25 protein-coding genes are annotated in these 25,198 nt (G+C 37.3%); 21 read left to right on the forward strand and 4 right to left on the reverse strand.

What is annotated here, in order from left to right:
- Window positions 1-20: 20 nt before the first annotated feature.
- Window positions 21-1,394 carry a 23S rRNA (uracil(1939)-C(5))-methyltransferase RlmD gene (gene rlmD / locus ACQKTA_RS01170; protein WP_427813896.1) on the reverse strand — a complete coding sequence of 458 codons (1,374 nt, stop codon included), beginning with the start codon at window positions 1,392-1,394 and terminating at the stop codon, window positions 21-23.
- Window positions 1,395-1,665: 271 nt separating this feature from the next.
- On the opposite strand from rlmD, the gene recX reads away from it, so the two are divergent.
- From recX to ntdP, 3 genes are all read left to right on the forward strand, one after another.
- Window positions 1,666-2,463, forward strand: a complete 798-nt coding sequence (gene recX / locus ACQKTA_RS01175; RefSeq protein WP_332580395.1) for a recombination regulator RecX — start codon at window positions 1,666-1,668, stop codon at window positions 2,461-2,463.
- A complete protein-coding gene (gene mutY / locus ACQKTA_RS01180) occupies window positions 2,456-3,607 on the forward strand; it encodes an A/G-specific adenine glycosylase (protein WP_427813897.1) in 1,152 nt (383 codons plus the stop codon). Before recX ends, mutY begins: the two co-directional genes overlap by 8 nt.
- Before the next feature lie 96 nt (window positions 3,608-3,703).
- Window positions 3,704-4,237, forward strand: a complete 534-nt coding sequence (gene ntdP, locus ACQKTA_RS01185) for a nucleoside tri-diphosphate phosphatase (protein ID WP_071858244.1) — start codon at window positions 3,704-3,706, stop codon at window positions 4,235-4,237.
- Window positions 4,238-4,294: 57 nt separating this feature from the next.
- On the opposite strand, the gene ACQKTA_RS01190 is transcribed toward ntdP, so the two are convergent.
- Window positions 4,295-4,729 carry a GNAT family N-acetyltransferase gene (locus ACQKTA_RS01190; RefSeq protein ID WP_407855938.1) on the reverse strand — a complete coding sequence of 145 codons (435 nt, stop codon included), beginning with the start codon at window positions 4,727-4,729 and terminating at the stop codon, window positions 4,295-4,297.
- Window positions 4,730-4,805: 76 nt separating this feature from the next.
- On the opposite strand from ACQKTA_RS01190, the gene ACQKTA_RS01195 reads away from it, so the two are divergent.
- The 3 genes from ACQKTA_RS01195 to ACQKTA_RS01205 all read left to right on the forward strand — a co-directional run bounded on the left by ACQKTA_RS01195 (window position 4,806) and on the right by ACQKTA_RS01205 (window position 9,176).
- Window positions 4,806-5,930 carry an AI-2E family transporter gene (locus tag ACQKTA_RS01195; protein ID WP_332580391.1) on the forward strand — a complete coding sequence of 375 codons (1,125 nt, stop codon included), beginning with the start codon at window positions 4,806-4,808 and terminating at the stop codon, window positions 5,928-5,930.
- A 119-nt stretch (window positions 5,931-6,049) separates the two neighbouring features.
- Entirely contained in the window at window positions 6,050-7,426 is a 1,377-nt protein-coding gene (locus ACQKTA_RS01200) for a hemolysin family protein (protein WP_427813898.1), read from the forward strand.
- A 172-nt stretch (window positions 7,427-7,598) separates the two neighbouring features.
- The gene (locus tag ACQKTA_RS01205; protein ID WP_332580389.1) at window positions 7,599-9,176 is read left to right on the forward strand and encodes a peptide chain release factor 3; all 1,578 of its coding nucleotides are present in this window, start codon (window positions 7,599-7,601) and stop codon (window positions 9,174-9,176) included.
- A 51-nt stretch (window positions 9,177-9,227) separates the two neighbouring features.
- Here the strand turns inward: ACQKTA_RS01205 and ACQKTA_RS01210 are convergent, their stop codons facing one another.
- Both ACQKTA_RS01210 and ACQKTA_RS01215 read right to left on the reverse strand, forming a co-directional pair.
- Window positions 9,228-9,524, reverse strand: coding sequence for a DUF1827 family protein (locus ACQKTA_RS01210; protein WP_332580387.1), 297 nt, complete (start codon window positions 9,522-9,524; stop codon window positions 9,228-9,230).
- Window positions 9,525-9,666: 142 nt separating this feature from the next.
- On the reverse strand, window positions 9,667-11,880 hold the full coding sequence (locus ACQKTA_RS01215) for an AAA family ATPase (protein ID WP_427813899.1): 2,214 nt from the start codon (window positions 11,878-11,880) through the stop codon (window positions 9,667-9,669).
- Window positions 11,881-12,313: 433 nt separating this feature from the next.
- Here ACQKTA_RS01215 and ACQKTA_RS01220 point away from each other — a divergent pair, with 433 nt between their 5' ends.
- The 15 genes from ACQKTA_RS01220 (at window position 12,314) to fabZ (ending at window position 25,193) form a co-directional block, all read left to right on the forward strand.
- On the forward strand, window positions 12,314-12,580 hold the full coding sequence (locus tag ACQKTA_RS01220; protein WP_071858253.1) for a phosphocarrier protein HPr: 267 nt from the start codon (window positions 12,314-12,316) through the stop codon (window positions 12,578-12,580).
- Window positions 12,580-14,307 carry a phosphoenolpyruvate--protein phosphotransferase gene (gene ptsP, locus ACQKTA_RS01225; protein WP_427813900.1) on the forward strand — a complete coding sequence of 576 codons (1,728 nt, stop codon included), beginning with the start codon at window positions 12,580-12,582 and terminating at the stop codon, window positions 14,305-14,307. Before ACQKTA_RS01220 ends, ptsP begins: the two co-directional genes overlap by 1 nt.
- A gap of 149 nt (window positions 14,308-14,456) precedes the next feature.
- Window positions 14,457-15,500, forward strand: a complete 1,044-nt coding sequence (locus ACQKTA_RS01230) for a glycosyltransferase (protein ID WP_427813901.1) — start codon at window positions 14,457-14,459, stop codon at window positions 15,498-15,500.
- Between the two features lie 15 nt (window positions 15,501-15,515).
- On the forward strand, window positions 15,516-16,754 hold the full coding sequence (locus ACQKTA_RS01235; protein WP_427813902.1) for a glycosyltransferase family 4 protein: 1,239 nt from the start codon (window positions 15,516-15,518) through the stop codon (window positions 16,752-16,754).
- A 64-nt stretch (window positions 16,755-16,818) separates the two neighbouring features.
- Window positions 16,819-17,679 (forward strand): NAD(P)-dependent oxidoreductase, encoded by an 861-nt coding sequence (locus tag ACQKTA_RS01240; RefSeq protein WP_427813903.1) that lies wholly within the window; start codon window positions 16,819-16,821, stop codon window positions 17,677-17,679.
- 110 nt (window positions 17,680-17,789) lie between these two features.
- On the forward strand, window positions 17,790-18,020 hold the full coding sequence (locus ACQKTA_RS01245) for a YkuJ family protein (protein ID WP_010740403.1): 231 nt from the start codon (window positions 17,790-17,792) through the stop codon (window positions 18,018-18,020).
- A 158-nt stretch (window positions 18,021-18,178) separates the two neighbouring features.
- Window positions 18,179-19,342, forward strand: coding sequence for a cyclopropane-fatty-acyl-phospholipid synthase family protein (locus tag ACQKTA_RS01250; RefSeq protein WP_332580381.1), 1,164 nt, complete (start codon window positions 18,179-18,181; stop codon window positions 19,340-19,342).
- A 226-nt stretch (window positions 19,343-19,568) separates the two neighbouring features.
- Complete coding sequence (locus tag ACQKTA_RS01255; RefSeq protein ID WP_332580380.1) at window positions 19,569-20,009, forward strand: fatty acid biosynthesis transcriptional regulator FabT; 441 nt, start codon at window positions 19,569-19,571, stop codon at window positions 20,007-20,009.
- The gene (locus ACQKTA_RS01260) at window positions 20,006-20,965 is read left to right on the forward strand and encodes a beta-ketoacyl-ACP synthase III (RefSeq protein WP_427814490.1); all 960 of its coding nucleotides are present in this window, start codon (window positions 20,006-20,008) and stop codon (window positions 20,963-20,965) included. Before ACQKTA_RS01255 ends, ACQKTA_RS01260 begins: the two co-directional genes overlap by 4 nt.
- A gap of 53 nt (window positions 20,966-21,018) precedes the next feature.
- Window positions 21,019-21,246 (forward strand): acyl carrier protein, encoded by a 228-nt coding sequence (locus ACQKTA_RS01265; protein ID WP_332580379.1) that lies wholly within the window; start codon window positions 21,019-21,021, stop codon window positions 21,244-21,246.
- Window positions 21,247-21,311: 65 nt separating this feature from the next.
- Window positions 21,312-22,250 (forward strand): ACP S-malonyltransferase, encoded by a 939-nt coding sequence (fabD, locus tag ACQKTA_RS01270; RefSeq protein WP_332580378.1) that lies wholly within the window; start codon window positions 21,312-21,314, stop codon window positions 22,248-22,250.
- Between the two features lie 9 nt (window positions 22,251-22,259).
- Window positions 22,260-22,991, forward strand: a complete 732-nt coding sequence (gene fabG / locus ACQKTA_RS01275) for a 3-oxoacyl-[acyl-carrier-protein] reductase (protein WP_407857034.1) — start codon at window positions 22,260-22,262, stop codon at window positions 22,989-22,991.
- Window positions 22,992-23,008: 17 nt separating this feature from the next.
- Entirely contained in the window at window positions 23,009-24,235 is a 1,227-nt protein-coding gene (gene fabF, locus ACQKTA_RS01280; protein WP_427813904.1) for a beta-ketoacyl-ACP synthase II, read from the forward strand.
- Window positions 24,236-24,237: 2 nt separating this feature from the next.
- Complete coding sequence (gene accB, locus ACQKTA_RS01285; protein WP_427813905.1) at window positions 24,238-24,711, forward strand: acetyl-CoA carboxylase biotin carboxyl carrier protein; 474 nt, start codon at window positions 24,238-24,240, stop codon at window positions 24,709-24,711.
- A gap of 59 nt (window positions 24,712-24,770) precedes the next feature.
- Window positions 24,771-25,193, forward strand: coding sequence for a 3-hydroxyacyl-ACP dehydratase FabZ (gene fabZ, locus ACQKTA_RS01290; protein WP_010746010.1), 423 nt, complete (start codon window positions 24,771-24,773; stop codon window positions 25,191-25,193).
- The last annotated feature ends 5 nt before the right edge of the window (window positions 25,194-25,198 follow it).

Raw genomic sequence — 25,198 nt, forward strand, 5'->3', positions numbered from 1 at the left:
GGACACGTCTTTTTTGTATTTTATTTTCTAGTTAGTTTGACCACGACTTCACAGCGAGCTGTTTGTGGAAACATATCGACTGATTGTAAATAGTCTACATGGTAAATTTTAGTTAGGCTAACAAGATCACGGGCTAATGTAGAGACATTGCAAGAGATATATACCATCTGTGGACTTGGAGCTGCTTGAATAGCGGTCAATAATTGATTGTCTAAGCCGGTTCTTGGCGGATCGACTACGATCGCATCTGGAGCAAAACCTGCTTTTAACCATTTGGGCAATAAACTTTCGGCTGTTCCGACTTCATAATGGGTGTTTGTCAGGTTCATAGCCGCCGCATTCTTTTTCGCATCTTCAATAGCTTGAGGAATAATATCCATGCCGCGAACTTCTTTTGCTTGTTTGGCTAATGATAAACCGATCGTCCCAACACCGCAATAAGCATCAACGACTGTCTTGGGCGTTTTTAAATCTAAAGCTTGGATCGCTTCTTGATACAAGACATTGGTCTGTTGAGGATTTAACTGAAAAAAAGCCCGGGGTGAAAGTTCAAAACTGACCTCGTTGATTTGCTCATTGATGACTTCTTTGCCCCATAAATGAATGGTTTCATCACCCATTATGACCGACGTCTTCTTGTCTTGGATATTTTGCATAATGGATACTATTTCCGGTAAGCGAGTAGTGATCTCACGGATCAAAGCATTACTTTTAGGTAATTTTTTTGTTTTAGTGATCAGGACTAATTGAACTTCGCCAGTATGGATACCGATCCGAACCATCAATGTACGCAGGATTCCAGAGTTGTTACGCTCATCATAAATTGGAACATCGTATTTAGTTAATAAATTAGTAACAGTATTAATGACTTTTTGAGTTGTCGGTTCTTGGACAAGGCAGTCTTTGATCGGTACTAATTGATGTGAGTCAGCTTGATAAAGGCCTGCTTCGACTTGCTGTGTTTGTTTGTTTTTACGTAATTGGAATTGCGCTTTGTTCCGATAATGCCAAGGATCATCCATACCTAAAGTATCACGTAAGTCAAAACTTTGATAACCTTCGGGTTTGTATTTTTCCAACGCCTGTTTTAAAAGATCTTTTTTAAAGTCCAATTGTTTGCTGTAAATTATATGCTGCAGTTGGCATCCGCCGCATTCTTCGTAAACAGGACATGGAGGCGTGATCCGGTCAGGACTTTTTTTCATGATTTTGACTAGTGATGCTTCAGCGAAACGCGGGGTTGCTTTCGTGATCTTAGCCACAACGGTCTCATTTGGCAGTGCACCAGTGACGAAAATGATCAAACGCTTATAATAGGCGATACCTTCACCGTTGATTCCGAGACGTTTGATTTTTAACGTTAATGTTTGATTGGTTTGTAATTGAACAGCCATAAGCCGCTCCTTTCTTAGTGTGATACCTTTTTAGTTTCTTTACCTTTATTATAAACGAAGTCCGTAAAATCCTTATCGCTAAAAACTCGGTACTTTGTTGAATGATCAATGAAAAGCTAAACTGGGACTATTTTAGCATATTTTTAGCGGACATTTAGCTTTCTATGATAGAATTAATCTTTATTAGAGTATCTATGAATCAAGTGGTGCTGAAACTATTATACATAGTAGCAACAGACGATTTTATCGTCTTATATAAGGAGTAAATGACATGGTAACAGTGACAAAAATTAGTCAAGGTCGAGGACCTTTTTATAAAGTTGAATTTTCTAATGGCGAACAACTAAGACTTTCAGAAGACACAGTCGTTCGTCATCGTTTATTGAAAGGACAGGAACTGGAAGAAGACTTATTGACTGAGATCAAACAAGAAGGAAAAGAAGATTTAGGCTTTCAGTTAGCATTGAATTATTTAAGTTACCAACTACGAACAGAACAAGAAATTCGGATCTATTTAAAAGATCATGAGATTGAACAAGCTGACCGCCAAAAAATTATTATCCGATTGAAAGAACTCGATTTGATCAATGATTTGGTTTATGGCGAGAGCTATGTACGCACTCAGATTCGTTTAGGTGACAAAGGGCCACGTGTTTTACAACAAAAATTAAAACAAAAAGGGCTAAAAGATGATGTGATCCAGCAAGCGCTGTATCTTTACGAAACTGAAAGCCAGTTTGAAGTAGCGTTACACACTGGTCAAAAGGCATTAAAGAAATTTCATCGCAAAAGTCCTCGTGAAGCAAAACAAAAAATCCAACAACTGTTGATGACTAAAGGATTTAGCAATGATATCAGTAAAAATGTTTTGGCTGAAATCGATTTTTCTGAAATTGAAGAACAGGAAACTGATGCTTTAGAGATCCAAGGAGAGAAATTATGGCGTAAAAATCAGCGGTTTGAACCAGCTAAAAGACGTCAAAAAGTAAAACAAAGCCTTTACCAAAAAGGCTTTCAACTAGATCAAATTGATATATTTATCCGAGGAAAAGAGGAACAAAATGAATAAGCCATGGCAAGACTGGTCAGAAGAAACGGTCACCGCCTTTCAAACAGACTTTTTAACTTGGTATCAACACGAAAAAAGAAATCTGCCTTGGCGTTATAACCAAGACCCGTATCGTATTTGGATCTCAGAAATTATGTTGCAGCAAACACGGGTTGATACGGTGATCGATTACTTTTATCGCTTTATGGAAATCTTTCCCACCATCAAAGATTTAGCTGAAGCTGATGAAGATAAATTATTGAAAGTATGGGAAGGCTTAGGCTATTATTCACGTGCGCGTAATCTGCAAACAGCTGCAAAACAAATCATGGAAGAATACGGCGGAGAATTTCCGACAACAGTCGAAGACATCCGTTCATTAAAAGGAATCGGTCCCTATACAGCAGGCGCTATCAGCAGTATTGCTTTTGAGCTCCCTGAGCCAGCTATCGATGGAAATGTCATGCGAGTCGTTAGTCGCTTATTTTGTATTGAAGATGATATTGCAAAAGCGAGTAGTCGAAAAGTTTTTGATGAAGCGATGCATAAAATAATCAGTCAAGAACACCCAGGAGATTTTAATCAAGCGATGATGGATCTTGGTTCAAGTATTTGTACACCGACCAGTCCTGAATGCGAAAGCTGTCCGCTGCAAAAATATTGTCAGGCGTATCAAGAAGATCGTCAAACTGACTTTCCAGTAAAATCAAAAAAGCAAAAACCAAAAGATGTTTACTATGTTGCCGGAGTTATTGAGAATCAAGACCAGACTTTCTTATTACAAAAAAGAGCAGAAAAAGGCTTGTTAGCGAATATGTGGTTATTTCCGATGGAAGAAATCACTGAAGCACACTTCAATTCATTGAAAGAACAATATGATCCAAGCAGCTGGGATCTTTTTTCTAGTAGCCAGGTCGCAGAAGAAAATCCTGATTTTTTTATCGACCAAGAAATCATTTGGCAGAAGAAAGTTTTAGGAGAAGTAAAACATGTTTTCAGTCATTTACGATGGCATATTTTAGTTTTTTATGGCCGCAGTACCGACCAAGTCTCGCTCGTAGGCGATTGGGTCAAACAGCGGGATTTTTCGACTTACGTTTTCCCTAAACCACAACAAAAAATAGTCGAAGTTTTTGAAAATAATCAAGCTGACGACAAAGATTAGTAGGCAATCTTTCATTTTATTGCTATAATAATTCTGATGTCGGTGTGATAACACCCAAACAAATGCGGAATGAATTTCGCTGAGGGAAGGGTAGCTATGAAGGTTCCAAAAGAAGGAGAGTTTGTGACAATTAAAAGTTACAAACACGACGGCAGTTTGCATCGAACGTGGCGTGATACCATGGTATTGAAAACAAGCGAGTGTTCATTGATCGGATTGAATGACCATACATTAGTCACTGAATCCGATGGTCGAAGATGGGTCACTCGTGAACCAGCAATCGTTTATTTTCATCAAAAATACTGGTTCAACATAATAGCAATGATTCGAGAGAAGGGAGTTTCTTATTATTGTAATCTAGCATCACCTTATGTATTAGATGACGAAGCGTTAAAGTATATTGATTATGATTTGGATGTCAAAGTTTTCCCAGATGGCGAAAAACGGTTATTGGACGTAGATGAATATGAAGCCCATAGTCAGCAAATGCATTACTCAAAAGAGATTGATTATATCCTTAAAGAAAACGTCAAGATCTTAGTGGACTGGATCAACAATGAAAAGGGGCCTTTTTCTCAAGGCTATGTCGATATTTGGTATGATCGTTACAAGCAATTGTCGCGTAAGTAAACAAAAGAAAAGACTATGTCAAAGTGAATTGACATAGTCTTTTTTCTATACTGAAGATTAGAATTCTTTTTTCATATGGATATGATCGATACCGGCATCTTGAAAAATTTCGCCATAGGCGTTGTAGCCTAGTTTTTGATAAAATTTTTCTGCGCTCAGCTGTGCGCCAAGTTCGATTGTTTTAAACTGATGTTGCTTAGCAAAAAGCTCGGCTTCTTCCACGATTGCGGCGCCTAAATTTTGGCCGCGATAAGCTTTAAGAACAGCCATCCGTTGGAGCTTGAATGTTTTTTCATCTAAAGGTAATAGACGAACGGTCGCTGCCGCTTGTTTGTCATCGGTATATAAAACAAAATGGACAGCATAAGCTTCGTTGCCATCGATTTCTAGATTTGATGGAACACCTTGTTCTTGAACAAAAACTTTTTGCCGAATCCGAACAGCATCGAGATAGATTTCGCTCATCGTATCTTTAGTGATTAAAATTTTCATAATGACACCTTCCTAAAGGGTATTTTTCTTCACATGATGTATACTATAAACTAAATTGAAAAAAAGGAGTAGATGAATGTTTGAAAAAATAAAAAATTCAAAATTAATGTTTTGGTCGATTGAAATATTGATCATTGCGACGTTTATCCTAGTTTCGTCAAAAATTGATTTTGTTTTTAAACCCATTGGCACATTTTTTACCACACTATTTGCACCAATCTTGATTGCTGGATTTTTGTATTATCTATTGAATCCATTAGTGAATTTATTAATGAAGTTTGGGATGAAACGCCTGTTGGCAATTGCTCTCATTTTTATCTTGTTGATCGGTATCATCATTTTGATTTTCATGAGTATCATTCCTAATCTAGTAGAACAGCTTGTTTCACTAGCAAAAAATATTCCGGGCTTCATTGATAATATGCAAACGTGGTTGCAAGAAACAGCAGATAAAGCAACACATTTTCCATTGTTCAAAGAATTAGACGTTGATAAATACATCAATAATCTAGATGTTTCAGCTGGTGATTTGTTACAACAATTTTTAGGTGGGCTAACCAATGGGTTGGGTTCATTTATTGGGAAAATTACGACAGTCGTTTTATTATTGATTACCGTGCCGTTTATTCTCTTCTATATGCTAAAAGATGGAGATAAATTGGTTCCAAATATTGAGCGTGTCTTTCCTGAAAGACAACGGGGCAATATCAATGACTTATTGAAACAATTGAATAAAACGTTGTCTGACTATATCAGCGGACAAGCGATCGAATGTTTGTTTGTCGGTACATTCACCTTCTTAGGCTATTTATTGATCGGTGTGGAATATGCTTTTCTATTCGGTGTGATTGCTGGATTAACTAATTTGATTCCTTATTTAGGGCCCTATCTAGGTTTGGCACCGGCACTGATTTACACGTTCTTTGATTCACCAACACGAGCTTTGTTATGTATTTTAGTTGTTTTGGTTGTTCAACAAGTTGATGGCAATGTGATCTATCCAAATGTGATCGGAAAATCTTTAAATATCCATCCATTGACAATCATTTTAATTTTATTAGTTGCTGGAAATTTGGCGGGTATCTTAGGCGTCTTTTTAGGTGTTCCAGTATATGCAATTTTACGTACGATCGTGATTTTTATTATTAAAATTTTCAAACAAAGTAAGCAAGAAGAACGAGAACAAGAATTTCTTAGTTAAGTACGAACTACTTTCTATAATTGTTTAAAAGATTGCAATAGAACAACTGATGTGATAGGATTTTACTGTGGCCTTTGTGCCACTTTTTTTACACTTTAAATTAAGGAGCGAATGCAATTATGAATGCTGACCCCGATAGTCAGTCGTTATTACTCCAATTAGGTTTATTGGTAGTTTTAACGTTAATCAACGGATTTTTAGCTGCGGCTGAAATTGCGGTGGTGTCGGTCAATAAAAACCGAGTAGAACAAAAAGCAGAAGAAGGTAATCTTAAATCTAAAAAATTATTAGTGGTTCTTCAAAATCCCAATAATTTTTTATCGACGATTCAAGTAGGGATTACGTTAGTCAATATTTTATCAGGAGCTTCGTTAGCAGATAGTTTATCTGCCCAATTGGCGCCATTGCTAGGTGGGAGCGCAGCTGCTAAGACGATCTCAACTGTGATTGTAATGCTTTTGTTGACCTATGTTTCGATTGTATTTGGTGAATTATATCCAAAACGAATTGCTATGACCAAAACCGAAGAAGTAGCACAATTTACTTCAGGTGTGGTTAGAACTTTAGGAATCATCACGAAACCCTTTGTTTGGTTGTTAACGGCTTCGACCAATCTTTTAGCCAGATTGACACCAATGACATTTGACGACGAAGATACAAAAATGACTCGTGATGAAATGCGCTATATGTTGGAAAATGAAGGCGTATTGGACAATGATGAAATCGAGATGCTGCAAGGTGTGTTTTCTTTAGACACGAAGGTAGCACGTGAAGTAATGGTTCCTCGGACTGATTCATTCATGATCGATATCAATGATTCTGTCTTAGAAAATATTGATGAAATCTTAAGTGAAAGCTATTCAAGAATTCCAGTTTATGATGAAGATAAAGATAAAATTGTTGGGATTTTGCATACAAAAACATTGTTAAAGGCCGCTCGTCAGTTTGGCTTTGAAAATGTAAACTTGCAAAAAATCTTACAAGAACCATTGTTTGTTCCTGAGACGATTTTTATTGATGATCTATTATATGAATTGAAAAAAACGCAAAACCAAATGTCGATTTTGCTGGACGAGTATGGCGGTATTGTTGGTTTGGTTACATTAGAAGATTTATTAGAAGAAATTGTCGGTGAAATTGATGATGAATCTGATGAGATCGAAAAGTTATATGAAAAAGTCGGTGAGAATGAATTTTTGATCAATGGTAAAATGTTGATTGATGAATTCAATGAAGAATTTGAAACGAGTCTTCATATGAGTGATGTCGATACAATGGCTGGTTATTTGATCACGGCATTAGGAACGATCCCTGATGAAGGCGAAAAGCTATCTTTTGATGTTGATAATATCACTTTGATTTCAGAAGAGATGGAAGGTTCTCGTGTCTTGATGATTCGTGCTATTTTCCACCCTGACGATGCTGAAATGGCGGAACCAGAAGAAGAACGCCGTTTGTTTACCAAAGAATTTGAAGACGATGAACCCCGTCGTTAATAAGCTTAAAAGAAAACATTCTGCTTTAGCAGGATGTTTTCTTTTATCTAACCTAAAAAGTGCTAAAGACTTTATCAGAAAATTGATTCAACTTTCCAACAGAGAGTGTTCCATGATATACTGATTGGGTTGAAATTTTATGATATTAGATATAGATGAATGGAGCAAGAAAATGAACAATCCTAATTTAAAACAACAAGTGGACAGTCGTCGTACCTTTGCTATTATTTCCCATCCGGATGCTGGTAAAACTACGATCACTGAACAACTTTTATTATTCGGTGGAGCGATTCGCCAAGCTGGTACGGTTAAAGGTAAAAAAACCGGTAACTTTGCCAAGTCTGACTGGATGGATATAGAAAAGCAACGCGGAATCTCTGTTACCAGCTCAGTGATGCAATTTGATTTTGATGATAAACGGGTTAATATTTTGGATACTCCTGGACATGAGGACTTCTCTGAAGATACGTATCGAACCTTGATGGCAGTGGATAGTGCAGTAATGGTTATCGATAGTGCAAAAGGGATTGAAGCACAAACGAAAAAGCTTTTCCAAGTTGTAAAGCGTCGAGGGATCCCGATTTTTACTTTTATCAATAAACTAGACCGTGATGGTCGTGAACCGCTAGAATTGTTAGAAGAATTGGAAGAACTATTAGCGATTGAATCTTATCCAATGAACTGGCCAATTGGAATGGGTAAGGGCTTGGAAGGGATTTATGATATCTATAATGAACGGATTGAATTTTACCGTCCAGAACAATATGAAGGCGAGCGCTATGTTAAATTAACAAATGGAGAAATCGCAGGCGATCATCCATTAAAAGAAAAATCAATTTATGAAGATGTGCTTGGCGAAGTAGAATTGGTCCGCGAAGCAGGCGATCAATTTGATTTAGAAAAAATCAGCCGTGGCGATCAAACACCGGTTTTCTTTGGTTCAGCTTTGACTAACTTTGGAGTAGAAACATTCTTAGAATCATTTGTTGATTTAGCACCAAAACCACATGCCCATAAAACAATTGACGAAGAAGCTGTTTCACCTTATGAAGAAGAATTTTCTGGTTTTGTCTTCAAGATCCAAGCCAACATGAATCCGAATCATCGCGATCGAATCGCGTTTGTTCGAGTATGTTCAGGTACTTTTGAACGTGGAATGGATGTTACTTTAGGACGTACCGGTAAGAAAATGAAATTGAGCAATGTCACACAGTTCATGGCCGATGCCCGTGAAAATGTTGAAGAAGCTGTCGCCGGCGATATTATTGGGGTTTATGATACAGGGAATTATCAAATCGGTGATACCTTATATGAAGGAAAATTGAAAGTCGCATATGAAGAATTACCATCATTCACACCAGAACTATTTATGAAAGTTACTGCTAAAAATGTAATGAAACAAAAATCATTCCATAAAGGTATCTATCAATTGGTTCAAGAAGGCGCGATTCAATTATATAAAACATATTTGACAGATGAATATATCATCGGTGCAGTCGGTCAATTGCAATTTGAAGTCTTCCAATACCGGATGTTGAATGAATACAATGCCGAAGTAGTGATGACGCCAATGGGCAATAAAATCGCTCGTTGGATCAATCCAGAACAATTAGACGAGCGCATGAGCTCAAGCCGAAATATTTTGGCTAAGGACCGTTTTGATCAACCATTGTTCTTATTTGAAAATCAATTTGCGATGCGTTGGTTTGCAGATAAATATCCAGAAGTAGAACTAAAAAGTTTGATGTAAATTAATCACGATTTTATAATCGTAAAAAAATAGCTGAGGCAAAAGCCTCAGCTATTTTTTTACGATAGACATTTCAATTAGTCCAGGGGATTCTAAATAAGAGATATGTTCAAAATCATATGTTCCATCATTTAATTTGCGTTGAAAGTATTTATGTACGAAATCGATTTCATTTGGCAAAATGTTTCGATTATCATTTTTGATAACAATTTCGGCATGTTTAGCCGCATCAGTATAAATCACTGTCGTATTTCCAATCGTGTATACTTTGATCATGTTGGCATCCGTATTGTTTAGTTGATTATAAACCATTTTGGAATGGCTATTGGTCACATTGATTAATTTCATAGCGAAACACCTTCCTTCAAAAAATTATTTGTATAGTAATTATATAAAAGAAAACGAGAAAAAAGAAAAATTTTGCTCATAAAAGAAGTTTGAACCAAATAATTTATAAAAAAGGTTCCCATAATTTTGGGAACCTCTCTCTTTATTCTTTGTTTTCTTTTGCTAAGCGTTCTGGTTTAGAAGTAATGATGATGTGATCTTCTTTGTCTAATTTAGCTTTAAGATCAGTGATTGTTGGATGATCTAGATAAAATTCAGCAATACCATCTTCAATATTTTCTTGGATCGTACGGCGAAGTGGGCGGGCTCCCATTGCTGGATCATAACCCAAATCGACCAATTTTTCTTTAACATTTTCGGGAACATCAATGTGTAGTTTTTGAGCTGCCAACATTTCGTTGACATCATCTAACATTAACGAAACAATATTCATCAAATTATCTTTCGACAATGCACTAAATTCAACGATTGCATCAAAACGATTCAAGAATTCAGGCGCGAAGAAGTCTTTTAATTGGCCTAAAACAGAGCGAGTTACACCGTCTCGAGCAGCGCCAAAGCCGACATTTGCTTCAATTTTTCCAGTACCGGCATTGCTAGTCATAATAATAATTGTATCTTTAAAGCTGACTGTTCGACCTTGGGAGTCCGTCAAACGACCATCATCAAGAATTTGTAAAAACATGTGCAATACATCGGGATGAGCTTTTTCGATTTCATCTAATAAAATCAAGCTATATGGATGATGACGTACTTGTTCAGTTAATTGACCAGCTTCTTCATAACCCACATAGCCTGGAGGCGAACCAATCAATTTAGAAACACTATGTTTTTCCATATATTCACTCATATCAAAACGAATCATAGAGTCGCTTGAGCCGAATAATTCTTCTGCTAATTGACGTGCTAATTCTGTTTTACCGACCCCGGTAGGTCCAACAAATAAGAATGATCCAATCGGACGGTTTTTCTTATTTAATCCTACACGATTTCGGCGAATAGATTTGGCTACTTTATCGACTGCTTCATCTTGATCAATCACATGTTGTTTCAAATCAACAGCAAGATTTTTCAATTGTGTCTGTTCTTTTTCTTTCAGTTCACCGACAGGGATACCTGTGCGTTTTTCAACGATTTGCTCCATGTCTTTTTCAGTGATGATAGGCGTTTCCTCATCAGTGATTTGACGATCTTTCATTTTTTGTAATTTGTTGATTTGGTCGCGATAATATGCTGCCTTTTCAAAATCTTCCTCTTGTGAGGCTTGAGATTTTTGTTGTTCTGCTTCAGCTAATTTTTTATCGATCGTTTTAGGATCAACGATTTGGATTGTTAAGTTTTTCTTTGAACCAGTTTCATCTAATAAATCAATTGCTTTATCCGGTAGGAAGCGATCTTGGATGTAGCGGTTTGAAAGCTCAGCAGCTGAACGAATTGCTTCATCTGTATATTTTACATGATGATAATCTTCATAACGAGGTTGTAAACCTTTTAAGATTGCGATCGTTTCTTGGACAGAAGGTTCTTCAACGCGCACGGGTTGCATCCGACGTTCTAACGCCGCATCTTTTTCAATGATTCGATACTCATTTAAGGTAGTAGCACCGACCATTTGCAATTCGCCGCGTGCTAATGCAGGTTTTAAAATATTCCCTGCATCCATGTTTCCATCGCCAGCAGAACCAGCCCCAACAATTTCATGGACTTCATCAATAAATAAAATAATATTTTCTGCTTGACGAATTTCTTCGATCAATTTTTGCATTCGTTCTTCAAATTGACCACGGATCCCAGTACCCTGAACAAGTGAAGCAACATCTAAACGAATGACTTCTTTATCCATTAATTTTTGTGGAACATCGCCATCAACGATTTTTTGCGCTAATCCTTCAACGACTGCTGTCTTACCAACACCAGGTTCTCCGATTAAAACAGGGTTGTTTTTTGTTCGACGATTCAAAATTTCGATTACCCGTTGGATCTCATCGTCACGTCCAACAACAGGATCAATATTTCCTTCACGAGCAAGCCCAGTAATATTGATACCATATTCATCTAATAATCCACCGTTTCCACGAGGGGGGTGATTATTTCCATTTCCACCACCGAATTGAGTTGGTGGAGTTTGATCTGCTGCGCCTTGTCGTTGTTGCATTTGTTGCGACATTGAGCGGAACAAATCATCTAAACTTCCGAAACCAAAAGGATCATTTCCAGCCATTTGCGGTGCACCTCCAGCTTGATTCTTCAATTTTTGATAGCAGTTTTGACAATAATCTAACTGCTTTCGTTGTCCATTAACATTTGCGTATAAATGAATCGTTGCTTCATTTTCATGGCAATTTTGGCAAAGCATTCGTTTCACCCTTTCAATAGTTGATTATTTCTTCCATTGTACATCGAGTAGGCGTTTCACGTAAAAAGAAACGCTAGTCAGTTTTTGACTATCACTGACCTATAAATAATTATAGCGAGATTTTTGATAAATGCAAACAGTTTGTCTTAGTTTTTAGCACTTGTTAATAGAGAGTGCTAAAAATAATTATCTGATTTTTTCTATTTTTTTATGTTATGGAAAAAAAATGAAAACTAGATAAATCAATAACTAAGTGATTCAGTCTAGATATTTTAAGAAAGGGGATTCAACAAGCGACGAATATTCGTCTAAAATTGTTGTATCTAGCGTAAAAAAATGGTAATCTTAGGAAATGAAGGGCGCAAAATAATGTCGATTATTATTCTGACCCCTAACATAAAAAAACAACTTTTTATAAAGGAGAACGGTCAATATGGAAAAAAAAGATTTTCACGTAGTAGCAGAAACGGGGATTCATGCACGTCCCGCAACTTTATTAGTGCAAGCTGCAAGCAAATTTAACTCTGATATCAACTTAGAGTATAAAGGAAAATCAGTTAACCTAAAATCAATCATGGGCGTTATGTCTTTAGGTGTTGGCCAAGGATCTGACGTTGTTATCTCTGCTGAAGGTGCTGACGAAAAAGAAGCTATCGAAGCTATCGAAGAAACAATGAAAAAGGAAGGATTATCTGAATAATGGTTGAATTACTAAAAGGTATTGCCGCTAGTGACGGAGTTGCCGTTGCTAAAGCTTATCTGCTAGTACAACCGGATTTATCTTTCAAGAAAAACAATGTAGAAGATACGGCTGCCGAAGAAAAGCGTCTTGACGACGCTTTGGCGGCTTCTTCTGCTGAATTAGAAAAAATTCGGGATAAAGCAGCAAAAAGTTTAGGCGAAGCAGAAGCACAAGTTTTTGATGCTCATTTAATGGTTCTTTCAGATCCAGAAATGATTGGTCAAATCAAACAACATATTAATGATAATAAAGTGAATGCTGAAAGCGCACTTAAAGAAGTTACAGACATGTACATCGGTATGTTCGAGGCGATGGATGATAACGCTTATATGCAAGAACGCGCTGCGGATATCCGCGACGTAACCAAACGTGTATTAGCACATTTATTAGGTGTTTCATTACCTGATCCATCAATGATCGACGAAGAAGTTATCGTTGTAGCACATGACTTGACTCCAAGTGACACAGCACAATTAGATAAAAACTTTGTAAAAGCATTTGTAACCGATATCGGTGGACGTACGTCTCACTCAGCAATCATGGCTCGTTCATTAGAAATCCCTGCAATCGTTGGTACGAAAGAAATCACTTCTAAAGTTAAAGAAGGCGATGTATTAGCAGTTAACGGAATTATCGGTGAAACGATCGTTAACCCAACTGATGATCAAGCGGCTGAATACAAAAAAGCCGGCGAAGCTTATGCTACACAAAAAGCAGAATGGGATAAATTGAAAGATGCTGAAACAGTTACGGCTGATGGCAAGCATTTTGAATTAGCTGCAAATATTGGTACACCGAAAGATTTAGAAGGTGTTCATAACAATGGCGCGGAAGCAATCGGTTTATACCGTACTGAATTCTTATACATGGATTCACCAGATTTCCCTACAGAAGACGATCAATATGAAGCTTATAAAGCTGTATTGGAAGGTATGGATGGCAAACCAGTTGTTGTTCGTACGATGGATATCGGTGGAGACAAAGAATTACCATACTTAACATTACCTCATGAAATGAATCCTTTCTTAGGTTACCGTGCATTACGTATCAGCCTATCTGAATTAGGTGATGACATGTTCCGTACACAGTTACGTGCTTTGTTGCGTGCTTCTGTTCATGGAAACTTACGTATCATGTTCCCAATGGTAGCCACATTGAAAGAATTCCGTTCAGCTAAACAATTATTTAATGAAGAAAAAGAAAAATTAGTCAAAGAAGGCGTAGAAGTTTCAGATACGATCCAAGTCGGAATCATGATCGAAATTCCTGCAGCAGCAGTGTTAGCTGATAAATTTGCTAAAGAAGTCGATTTCTTCAGTATTGGAACAAATGATTTGATCCAATACACAATGGCAGCTGACCGTATGAATGAACGCGTTTCTTATCTTTACCAACCATACAACCCATCAATCTTACGTTTGATTAAAAACGTAATCGATGCCGCTCACGCTGAAGGCAAATGGGCTGGTATGTGTGGCGAAATGGCCGGCGATCAAACAGCGGTTCCATTATTAATGGGTATGGGATTAGATGAGTTCTCTATGAGTGCAACATCTGTTCTTAGAACACGTAGTTTGATGAAACTTCTAACAACGACTAAAATGGCTGAATTAGCTGACAAAGCGTTGAAAGAATGCGATACAATGGAAGAAGTACAAGAATTAGTTGCAGAATATGTAAAATAATTCTTTTTAGACCGTGGCTTGATAGCCACGGTTTTTTTGTTTTTAATTAAATTAATATCATTCGGTATGTTAAACTCATACTATAGATGGAGAAATTAAACAGATGCTTGTGATATAATTGACTTGTTTTTAAGGAGGCGTAGTGCAGTATGAAAGTTTTACTTTACTTCGAAGGACAAAATGTTATTGGAAAGTCCGGCATTGGGAGAGCTCTTAGTCATCAAAAAAGAGCGTTAGCATCGGTAGGGATCGACTACACCTTAGATCCTAAGTCGACTGACTATGATATCTTACATATAAATACTTATGGGCCAAAAAGTTTATTAATGGTTAATAAAGCTAAAAAAATGGGTAAGAAAGTTATTTATCATGCCCATTCTACAGAAGAAGATTTTCGCAATTCTTTTATCGGTTCGAATCAATTAGCTCCATTAGTAAAAAAATGGTTAGTAAGTCTGTATCAGCAAGCTGATCATTTGATTACACCGACTCCTTATTCGAAAAAATTGTTGCGCAATTACGGATTGAAACAACCAATTGCTGCAATCTCAAACGGCATCGATTTGAAGCGATATTATCCTGATGAACGAAAAGAAACAGCTTTTCGAAAATATTTTGGTTTGTCAAAAACACAAAAAGTAATTATTTGTGTAGGATTGTTTTTCGAACGAAAAGGGATTCTGGATTTTGTAGAAATTGCTAAAAAATTGCCGGAATATACATTTATTTGGTTTGGCGATGTACCGATGGCTTCGATACCAGCTAATATTCGCAAAATTGTAAAAAAGGATCATCCTGATAATGTTATATTCCCAGGATATATCGATGGAGATTTAATAGAAGGGGCTTATTCAGGAGCAGATTTATTCTTTTTCCCGTCTTATGAAGAGACAGAAGGAATCGTTGTACTTGAAGCTTTAGCTAGTCAACAACAAGTATTATTGAGGAATATCCCAGTTTATGAAGGATGGATGGCAGATCGGAAAAACTGCTATATGGCGGAAGACAATCAAACATTTAGCGAATTGATCCGCGAGCTAGTCAATCATCGATTACCGAATCTTTCAATGGAAGGTTTTCGAACAGCTCAATCGAAAAGTATCAATCAAATTGGTAAAGAGTTAGAATCGGTCTACCAAGCGGTATTGGATGTCCCTTGTGACCATCAAATGTACGCAAAAGTTGTAAAATAGTTCGGAGGAATAAACGTGCGAATCGGTTTTTTTACAGACACTTATTTCCCCCAAGTCAGCGGGGTATCCACATCAATCAAAACATTAAAAAATCAGCTGGAGTCAAGAGGTCATGAAGTTTATATATTTACTACAACTGATCCAGAAGCAGACGAATTCGAAAAAGATATCGTTCGGATGCCAAGTGTACCGTTTGTATCTTTTAAAGATCGTAGAATCGTCGTCCGTGGTCTATTTTTTGCCTATCAGATCGCAAAAGAATTAGAATTGGATATCATCCATACTCATACAGAGTTTGGCTCGGGATTTTTAGGAAAACTAGTGGCGAATCGCCTGAAAATTCCCGTAGTGCACACGTACCATACGATGTATGAAGATTATCTTCACTATATTGCAAATGGAAAAGTCGTCCGTCCGACTCACGTCAAACATTTTATCAAGATGTTTGTTAATCACTCATCTGGTGTGATTTGTCCCAGTAAGCGAGTAGTAGATACGATGAAGCGGTATGAAGTTGATGTTCCGATGCGAATCATTCCTACGGGGATCGAAGTCAACGGTTTTGTCCGCCCAGATATTACAAAAGAGAATACTGAGAAGTTACGGGAACGTTTAGGGATCCACGCAGATCAATTGATGATTTTATCCTTAAGTCGAATTTCTTATGAAAAGAATATTCAAGTGATCATCAAACAATTTCCAGAAGTCTTGATGAATCTTCCGAATGCACGCTTAGTGATCGTCGGTAAAGGGCCTTATTGCGAAGAATTGAAAGCCATGTCGCATGAATTAGGCATCGATGAATATGTTCAATTTGCTGGAGAAGTGCCTCATGATGAAGTCGCTTGTTATTATCACTCAGCAGATTATTTCGTAAGTGCTTCTACATCTGAAACACAAGGACTCACTTACGCTGAGGCAATTGCTTCAGGGACACAATGTGTTGTAGAGGGAAATAATTACTTGAATGAGCTCTTCGACGATGATTCTCTAGGTGTTACTTTCGAAAAAGATGGAGATTTCAGTGAAACATTAGTTGATTATATCCATCAACAAATTTCGTTGGATTCCGAAGTCCAAAAAGCAAAATTACTTGAAATTTCGGCAGAGCGTTTTGGTGAAGATGTCTTAGATTTCTATCAAGAATTGATTGGAAGCTACGTTAAAGCACCTTCATCAGAAAAATTACCTAAAAGAACTGTTCGCAAAGTAAGAGTGAGGATCAATTCTTTGAAAAACAGCGAGGATAAATAAAGCTGAAATCCATCTCTTCATGTATACTGGAGATGGATTATTTTTTATTTTGGAGGTTAGTAGAATGAAGATAGGATTTATCGGAACAGGTGTCATGGGAAAATCGATCGTTAAACACTTTTTAGCTGCAAAACATCAAGTATCTGTTTATAATCGCACTAAAAGCAAGACCGACGAATTAGTAGAACAAGGAGCGGTATGGCAAGATACACCTGCTAAAGTGGCATCTGCCAGTGAAATTATTTTTTCAATGGTTGGTTATCCTAGTGACGTAGAAGAAATTTTTTATGGAGTTGAAGGAATTTTCTCTGTTGATGTAACAAAGAAAATATTGATTGACTTGACGACCTCAACCCCAACGTTAGCCCAAAAAATTGATCAAACAGCTAAAGAAAAGGGCGCTGAAGCTTTGGATGCTCCGGTTTCTGGTGGTGATTTAGGCGCTAAAAATGGGACATTAACGATCATGGTCGGTGGTGATCAAACAACGTATGATAAAGTAATCCCATTGTTTGAAATCATGGGGAAAAGTTATTCACTGCAAGGTACTGCTGGTGCGGGACAACATACAAAAATGGCAAATCAAATTATGATCGCCGGCACAATGACTGGTATGACAGAGATGCTAGTATATGCGAAAGCAGCAAAATTAAATATACCTAAAGTATTAGAGACATTAGGTGGCGGTGCAGCACAAAATTGGTCGATGGATAATTATGCTTCTCGTATTTTAAAAGAGGATTATACACCAGGATTTTTCGTTAAACACTTTATCAAAGACTTGAAAATAGCGTTAGACGAAGCAGAGAAGCTACAACTGGATCTACCTGCAACAAAACTTGCAACGGAACTTTATGAACGTTTAGCAGCTGAAGGATTTGAAAATGACGGGACTCAAGCGTTGATCAAATTGTGGTGGGCGTAAACTTAAGTTAGATTTAGCAAAAAATTCATAAATTAATTGATGAAAATCAATGCAAGTGACGGTCTTATTTGATACAATAAGACAGAATTGAGAAGAAGGGGGGCATCTAGATGAAACACTCACAATTAGTTGCCATTATTAAACGCTTAGAAGCAATGACTGAATCAACTGATAATGAAGTACAATTACGTCGCTTTGAAAAAGAAGGCGTTGAAAAATGTACTGTAACTTATGATAATACAACAGAAACATTCGAGCTTACTGAAAGCGACAGCAAACAATCATATCAATTTGACAATATTGATATCGTTGCAATGGAAATTTATGATTTGATTCAATAAAACGGGTTTTCCCGTTTTATTTTTTTTACCTTTAGTTAAGGGGTTACATGCAATTTTAATGAAAATTTAATTAGAATTGACTATTTTTTTTTCAAATGGCTAGTTTTTCTTTTGAACTTATCTCTTTTTAGGAACAGAATATCCTGTGGAGGGATAATATGTTAGATAAAGAAGTATACAATCAATTATTTAAACCATCGTTTTCTCAAAAAACGCAAGTAACTTTTTGGGATGGCTCTGTTAAAGAATATGGCAATACTGAAGGCGATACCGTCTTTAAAATTATTTTTAATGAAAAGATTCCAGTAAAGGATTTGTTGAACAATGCTTCTTTAGCACTTGGCGAAGCCTATATGGAAAAGAAAATTGAAATTGAAGGCAATATCCAAGCTTTGATTTATGATATTTATAATCAAGCAAATGGCTTTTTCCATAATAGTAATTTCAAAAAATGGATGCCAAAAGAAAAACATACAAAAAAACAATCTGCTCATGATATCCATAGTCACTACGACTTAGGAAATGATTTTTATGAAATGTGGCTAGATCGTACATTAACGTATTCATGTGCTTATTTTGAAACACCAGAAGATACATTAGAACAAGCTCAAATCAATAAAGTACACCATATTTTAGATAAATTATTTATTCAACCAGGTGAAACATTACTAGATATCGGTTGTGGATGGGGAACATTGATCTTGACTGCTGCCAAAGAATATGGTGTAAAAGCTAAGGGAATCACTTTAAGTGAAGAGCAATACCATCATATCCAAGAAATTATCCAAGCGGAACATTTAGAAGATACTGTTTCTGTAGAATTGATGGATTATCGTGATTTGAAAGAAACATTTGACCATATCACAAGTGTCGGTATGTTTGAGCACGTAGGTGCAGAAAATCTACAAGAATACTTTAAAGTTGTTGAAAATCATTTAGCGCCCAACGGTACAGCCTTGATTCATGGAATCACGCGTCAACAAGGTGGTGCTAAAAATGCGTGGATCAACCAATATATTTTCCCGGGTGGCTACATTCCAGGTGTGACTGAATTGGTGGGTCATATCACAGAAAATAATTTGCAGTTGCTTGATTTAGAAAGTTTGCGTCGTGATTATCAATTAACATTGGAACATTGGACTAAAAACTTCCATCAAGTAGGAGAAACAGTCATCGCCCAAAAAGGTGAAGACTTTTATCGGATGTGGGATCTTTACCTACAGGCCTGTGCGGCTTCGTTCCAAGCAAGTAATATCGATGTCATTCAATACTTATTGGTTCATCCAAACAATAATACAATTCCAATGCATCGAAATGTTTAATAAGCGGGTTTTCCGCTTATTTTTTTGTTTCTAAATATGGATAAAAATGAATTTATTAGTATAACTTGTTTGATAACCAAAGTAAATTTTTATAATCTAAATAATTCAAACAAGGTACTAATCATTAATTTTTAGTTAATTGAAAAAATGTTGTTGCATTCAGAAAAAAAATAAGATATAGTTTGAACATCAAATGATTTGATAATCAAACTAATTAGGTGAGGACATGGAAAGAAACTGGGAAGAATTAAATACCTATTTAGTTTCAATCTTCAATGATGTTTTATCGATTGAAGAAAACGAACTAAAGAAATCGCAATTCAGCGATTTAACGATCACAGAAATGCATACGATTGATGCGATCGGGATGTATAAGAAGAAAACGACGACTGAAGTGGCACGAGAACTACTTGTCACGGTCGGAACACTTACGACATCAATCAACCGATTAGTTAAAAAAGGTTATGTAGAGCGTATTCGCAGCGAAGATGATCGTCGCGTTGTAAAGCTAGGATTGACAAAACAGGGGCGTCTAGTATTTCGAATCCATCAGCACTTCCATCATGAAATGGTGAAAAGTGCCATCAAAGATTTGGATACGGCTGAACAAGAAGTTTTCTTGAAAGCATTAGTCAATCTTTATAATTATTTAGAGGAGATCAAATAATGAGTTTCGGAAAAATAACCGCAACTGCCCGCTATCTTCCAGAAAAAATCGTAACAAATGACGATCTGGCTCAATGGATGGAAACATCTGATGAGTGGATCCAGTCACGAACTGGGATTCGGCAGCGTCGCATAGCAGAAGCTGAAAATACTTCTGATATGTGTTTTAAAGTTGCGGAAAAATTGATGACTAAAAGCAAATTAGATCCAATTGATTTGGATTTTGTGATCGTGGCTACGATGTCTCCGGATTACACGTCTCCGTCAGTTGCTTGCCAAGTCCAAGGAATGATCGGGGCGAGTCGAGCAATGGCATTTGATATCACAGCGGCGTGTGCAGGTTTTGTTTACGCCTTAGCAACAGCTGAGAATTTTATTCGTAGCGGGATGAAACGTGGTCTTGTGATCGGTGGGGAAAAAACATCTAAGTTATTAGATTGGGATGATCGTTCTTCAGCAGTATTGTTTGGTGATGGTGCAGCAGGTGTCTTATTAGAAGCGAGTGAACAAGCATCTATTATGAAACAAATGTTGCGTGCAGATGGCGAAAGAGCAACTTCGTTAACTGCTGGTTATCGCCAAAATAAAAATCCATTTTGTACCAACCCAGAAGTAAATCCGTCTTTATCAATGGATGGCCGAGGAATTTGGAACTTTGCCTTAAATGATGTAACAAAAAGTTTGAAAGAATTTATCGGTGATGAATCAGTAGACTATTATTTACTGCATCAAGCTAATAAACGAATCATTGAAAAAATAGCACGCAAGATGGATGAGCCGATTGAAAAGTTCCCAATGAATTTAATGAACTACGGCAATACATCCGCAGCAAGTATTCCAATTTTATTGGATGAATTGATTGAAGCGGGCATCTTATCTTTAAATGGAAAACAAAAAGTGGTATTGACAGGCTACGGCGGTGGATTAGCATGGGGAAACCTATTGATCCAGCTGTAAGTTTTGTTAAAAATATAAAAATTAAATTTTAAAATTATCGGAGGAAACAACTTATGACATTCGAAAAAATTCAAGACATTATCGTGGAAGAACTAGGAGTAGAGAAAGAAGAAGTAAAATTGGATACTAACATCCAAGAAGACTTAGAAGCAGATAGCTTGGATTTATTCCAAATCATCAACGAAATCGAAGATGAATTCGATGTGAAAATCGAAACAGAAGACGGTATTGCAACTGTTAAAGATTTAGTTGAATACGTTGAAAAACAACAAAACGCTTAATCAATAAAATTTTTAGGAAAAGGCTAGGCATCAGGCCTGGCCTTTCCTGTTATTAGGAGAAAATCATGAAAACAGCATTCTTGTTCAGTGGGCAGGGCGCTCAATATGTTGGAATGGGAAAAGAATTATTTCAACAAGAAAAAATTGTAAAAGAAACGTTTGAAGAAGCCAGTGATTTACTTGGATTTTCAATGGAAGAACTATGTTTTGAAGAAAATAACCAGTTGAATGAAACAAAATATACGCAGCCAGCTATTTTGACAGTTAGTACAGCGTTCTTAAGAATATTACAAGCTAAAGGATTTCAAGCAGATGCAGTCGCTGGTTTAAGTCTAGGGGAATATACAGCCTTAGTTGCATCTGGAGCATTGTCGTTTAGCGATGCTGTTCAACTAGTTCATCAACGTGGGCAATTTATGAGTGAAGCAGCGCCGACAGGCAGCGGTAAGATGGTTGCTGTATTGAATACTGATGCAGCTGTGATCGAAGAGTGCTGCAAGCAGGCTTCTGATCTAGGTATTGTATCACCAGCTAATTATAATACTCCACAACAGATCGTGATTGGCGGTGAAGTAGCCGCAGTCGAAAAAGCGGAAGAATTATTAAAGGCTGCTGGAACAAAACGAATGATTCCATTAAATGTCAGCGGGCCATTTCATACGGCTTTACTAGCACCAGCAAGTAAACGCTTGAATGAAGTATTAGCTACGATTACGTTTAAAGAAATGACTGTTCCAGTTATTTCAAATACGACGGCCACTGTCATGGAACAATCAGCTATCGTTTCCCTATTAACAAAACAAGTCATGTCACCGGTTCGTTTCAGCGATAGCATTGTGACGCTAAAAGAGTTAGGTGTTTCAAATTTTGTTGAAATCGGTCCAGGCAAAACATTGACTGGTTTTATCAAAAAAATCGATCGCGGATTAGCGACTAGTCGAGTAGAAGATAAACAAACATTGACTGAAACAATCAGCTTTTTAGAATCTGAGAATACTAAGTAGGAGGTCCGAATGGAATTAACAAATAAGACCGTTTTTATCACTGGAAGTAGCCGGGGAATTGGTTGGGGCATCGCACAAGCTTTTGCACAAGCTGGAGCAAATATCGTATTGAATGGACGAAAAGAAATTCCGCAAGAAAAAATTGCAGAAATTGAGTCGTTTGGCGTAAAGTGCATCAGTATTTGCGGTGATATCAGTTCATTTGAGGATGCCGGAAAGATGATCAAAGAATGCGAGACAACCTTAGGGACAGTCGATATTTTGATCAATAATGCCGGTATTACGAATGATAAATTACTTTTACGAATGAAACCAGAAGAATTTGATGCCGTTTTAGATATCAATTTAAAAGGAACATTCAATATGACACAACAAGTATTGAAACAAATGATGAAGAAACGCGCGGGCGTAATCATCAATCTTTCTAGCGTTGTTGGCTTGATCGGTAACGTAGGTCAAAGTAATTATGCAGCCAGCAAAGCTGGTGTGATCGGATTTACAAAGGCAGTAGCTAGAGAAGTTGCTCCTCGTGGGATCACTTGTAATGCCTTAGCACCGGGATTTATCAAAACAGATATGACCAATGAATTAAATGATAAAGTTAAAGAACAGATGGAAGGACAAATTCCGCTTAAAAGTTTTGGTCGTGTTGAAGATGTAGCAAACGCCGCATTGTTCCTAGCGCAAAACAATTACATTACAGGACAAGTATTAAATGTTGATGGCGGAATGGTCATGTAAAGAAAGGAAGTAAAAAAATGAATCGTGTCGTAATTACAGGATTTGGTGTTGCATCACCAATTGGTAATGATGAAGAAACATTTTTAAACAACTTAAAAGAAGGAAATCATGGTTTAGGTCCAATCACACGGTTTGATGCGAGTGAAACAGGCATCAGTGTCGTTGGGGAAATAACAGATTTTCCATTAGAAAAATATTTCGTAAAAAAAGATACCAAAAGAATGGAAACTTATTCTTTATATGCAATCTACTCAGCGTTAGAAGCGTTAGAAATGAGCGGTATCAATACAGAAGAAGAAGACATGGAGCGTTTTGGTGTAATGATTGGATCAGGCGTTGGTGGTCTAGGAACGATCCAAGATCAAGTGATCAAAATGGATAAAAAAGGCCCGGCTCGAGTATCGCCAATGTTCGTGCCATTAGCAATCGTGAATATGGCAGCTGGGAATGTTGCTTTAAGAATCGGCGCGAAAGGTATTTGTACTAGTACTGTTACCGCATGTGCCAGTGGTACACATTCAATCGGCGAAGCTTTCCGAAATATCAAGCATGGGTATTCTGATGTGATTATTGCAGGTGGGGCTGAATCTTGTATCAATAAGATTGGGATTTCAGGCTTTGCGGCATTAACAGCTTTAAGTACTTCTGAATATCCGGATCGTGCTTCTATTCCTTTTGATAAAGAGCGTAATGGATTCGTAATGGGTGAAGGTGCCGGTGTCTTAGTTCTTGAATCGTTAGAACATGCTCAAAAACGCGGCGCAACTATTTTAGGTGAAGTCGTCGGTTACGGCGCTACTTGCGATGCTTACCACATGACATCACCATCACCAGATGGCGAAGGCGCTGCTCGTGCCATCAAAGAAGCTGTCAAAGAAGCTGGGATTGATCCTGCTGAAGTTAATTATGTAAATGCTCACGGAACAAGTACCCAAGCAAATGACAAAGCAGAAAGTAAAGCTATCAAAGCAGCCTTAACTGACAATGCTTATGTCAGCAGCACAAAATCATTAACCGGACATTTATTAGGTGGTGCTGGTGGGGTCGAAGCAGTTGCCTCTTTAATGGCGTTGCAACACCAATTTATTCCACCAACTGCAAATGTTAAAGAAGTAGATCCTGAAATCGAAGCAAATGTTGTTGTGAACGAAGCAAAAGAAACTCAAGTGAATTACGCCGTAAGTAACTCTCTAGGTTTTGGCGGACACAATGCAGTGATCTGCTTGAAACGCTGGGAGGCATAATAATGGAAATCAACGAAGTTAAAGAACTATTGAATCAATTCAATGATTCAAGCCTTACAGAATTCGATTTACGTGAAGGCAGTTTTGAATTATATATGAATAAAAATCAAACGAGTCGCCAAGCAACACCAGTTCAAACAGAAACGATTGGCGAATCTGTGTCAGTACCTCCCGTGTCGACAACAGTGGCACCGAGTAGTGCTGTCGCAGAATCAGCTTCAGTTGCTGAACCTGTTGTAGAGGGCCAAGTAATCACATCTCCAATCGTTGGGATCGTTTATTTGCAACCTTCACCAGAACAATCAGCGTTTAAAGCGGTTGGAGAAACGGTCAAAAAAGGTGATACAGTCTGCATCATTGAAGCAATGAAATTGCTGAATGAAATCACAAGTGATTTTGAAGGAACGGTCACTGAAATTCTAGTAGAAAATGAAGATGTTGTTGAATTTGGTCAACCACTCTTCCGAATTAGTTGAGTAACTACAGCAACTAGGATTGTTTGAACAAAATTTTTTCATACACAAGGAGCGTAAATATGTTAACGATTGAAGAAATCAAAGAAATCATTCCCCACCGTTACCCAATGCTATTGATTGACCGTGTGGAAGAGTTAGAACCAGGTAAATCGATCAAAGCGAAGAAAAATGTTTCAGTTAACGAACCATTTTTCCAAGGACATTTCCCACACGAACCAGTAATGCCGGGTGTTTTAATCGTTGAGGCAATGGCTCAAGCTGGTGCAGTTGCACTATTATCAATGGATGAATTCAAAGGAAAAACAGCCTACTTTGGTGGAATTGACAAAGCAAAATTCCGCAAAAAAGTAGTACCTGGCGATACATTAGTTTTAGAAGTAGAATTAACAAAAGTTCGTTCTTCAGCTGGTTGCGGAAAAGGCATCGCTTATGTCGATGGTAAAAAAGTTGCCGAAGCAGAACTAACTTTTATGATTGGATAGATGTC

Origin of the sequence: Enterococcus sp. 22-H-5-01, assembly GCF_050310005.1 — a bacterium.
In the GTDB taxonomy this organism is placed as follows: Bacteria; Bacillota; Bacilli; order Lactobacillales; family Enterococcaceae; genus Enterococcus_A; species Enterococcus_A hailinensis.

What these genes read in the sequence shown, in the direction of transcription:
- rlmD (WP_427813896.1), bottom strand. Translation starts at nt 1,394, where the DNA reads ATGGCTGTTCAATTACAAACCAATCAAACATTAACGTTAAAAATCAAA.
- recX (WP_332580395.1), top strand. Translation starts at nt 1,666, where the DNA reads ATGGTAACAGTGACAAAAATTAGTCAAGGTCGAGGACCTTTTTATAAA.
- mutY (WP_427813897.1), top strand. Translation starts at nt 2,456, where the DNA reads ATGAATAAGCCATGGCAAGACTGGTCAGAAGAAACGGTCACCGCCTTT.
- ntdP (WP_071858244.1), top strand. Translation starts at nt 3,704, where the DNA reads ATGAAGGTTCCAAAAGAAGGAGAGTTTGTGACAATTAAAAGTTACAAA.
- ACQKTA_RS01190 (WP_407855938.1), bottom strand. Translation starts at nt 4,729, where the DNA reads ATGAAAATTTTAATCACTAAAGATACGATGAGCGAAATCTATCTCGAT.
- ACQKTA_RS01195 (WP_332580391.1), top strand. Translation starts at nt 4,806, where the DNA reads ATGTTTGAAAAAATAAAAAATTCAAAATTAATGTTTTGGTCGATTGAA.
- ACQKTA_RS01200 (WP_427813898.1), top strand. Translation starts at nt 6,050, where the DNA reads ATGAATGCTGACCCCGATAGTCAGTCGTTATTACTCCAATTAGGTTTA.
- ACQKTA_RS01205 (WP_332580389.1), top strand. Translation starts at nt 7,599, where the DNA reads ATGAACAATCCTAATTTAAAACAACAAGTGGACAGTCGTCGTACCTTT.
- ACQKTA_RS01210 (WP_332580387.1), bottom strand. Translation starts at nt 9,524, where the DNA reads ATGAAATTAATCAATGTGACCAATAGCCATTCCAAAATGGTTTATAAT.
- ACQKTA_RS01215 (WP_427813899.1), bottom strand. Translation starts at nt 11,880, where the DNA reads ATGCTTTGCCAAAATTGCCATGAAAATGAAGCAACGATTCATTTATAC.
- ACQKTA_RS01220 (WP_071858253.1), top strand. Translation starts at nt 12,314, where the DNA reads ATGGAAAAAAAAGATTTTCACGTAGTAGCAGAAACGGGGATTCATGCA.
- ptsP (WP_427813900.1), top strand. Translation starts at nt 12,580, where the DNA reads ATGGTTGAATTACTAAAAGGTATTGCCGCTAGTGACGGAGTTGCCGTT.
- ACQKTA_RS01230 (WP_427813901.1), top strand. Translation starts at nt 14,457, where the DNA reads ATGAAAGTTTTACTTTACTTCGAAGGACAAAATGTTATTGGAAAGTCC.
- ACQKTA_RS01240 (WP_427813903.1), top strand. Translation starts at nt 16,819, where the DNA reads ATGAAGATAGGATTTATCGGAACAGGTGTCATGGGAAAATCGATCGTT.
- ACQKTA_RS01245 (WP_010740403.1), top strand. Translation starts at nt 17,790, where the DNA reads ATGAAACACTCACAATTAGTTGCCATTATTAAACGCTTAGAAGCAATG.
- ACQKTA_RS01250 (WP_332580381.1), top strand. Translation starts at nt 18,179, where the DNA reads ATGTTAGATAAAGAAGTATACAATCAATTATTTAAACCATCGTTTTCT.
- ACQKTA_RS01255 (WP_332580380.1), top strand. Translation starts at nt 19,569, where the DNA reads ATGGAAAGAAACTGGGAAGAATTAAATACCTATTTAGTTTCAATCTTC.
- ACQKTA_RS01265 (WP_332580379.1), top strand. Translation starts at nt 21,019, where the DNA reads ATGACATTCGAAAAAATTCAAGACATTATCGTGGAAGAACTAGGAGTA.
- fabD (WP_332580378.1), top strand. Translation starts at nt 21,312, where the DNA reads ATGAAAACAGCATTCTTGTTCAGTGGGCAGGGCGCTCAATATGTTGGA.
- fabG (WP_407857034.1), top strand. Translation starts at nt 22,260, where the DNA reads ATGGAATTAACAAATAAGACCGTTTTTATCACTGGAAGTAGCCGGGGA.
- fabF (WP_427813904.1), top strand. Translation starts at nt 23,009, where the DNA reads ATGAATCGTGTCGTAATTACAGGATTTGGTGTTGCATCACCAATTGGT.
- accB (WP_427813905.1), top strand. Translation starts at nt 24,238, where the DNA reads ATGGAAATCAACGAAGTTAAAGAACTATTGAATCAATTCAATGATTCA.
- fabZ (WP_010746010.1), top strand. Translation starts at nt 24,771, where the DNA reads ATGTTAACGATTGAAGAAATCAAAGAAATCATTCCCCACCGTTACCCA.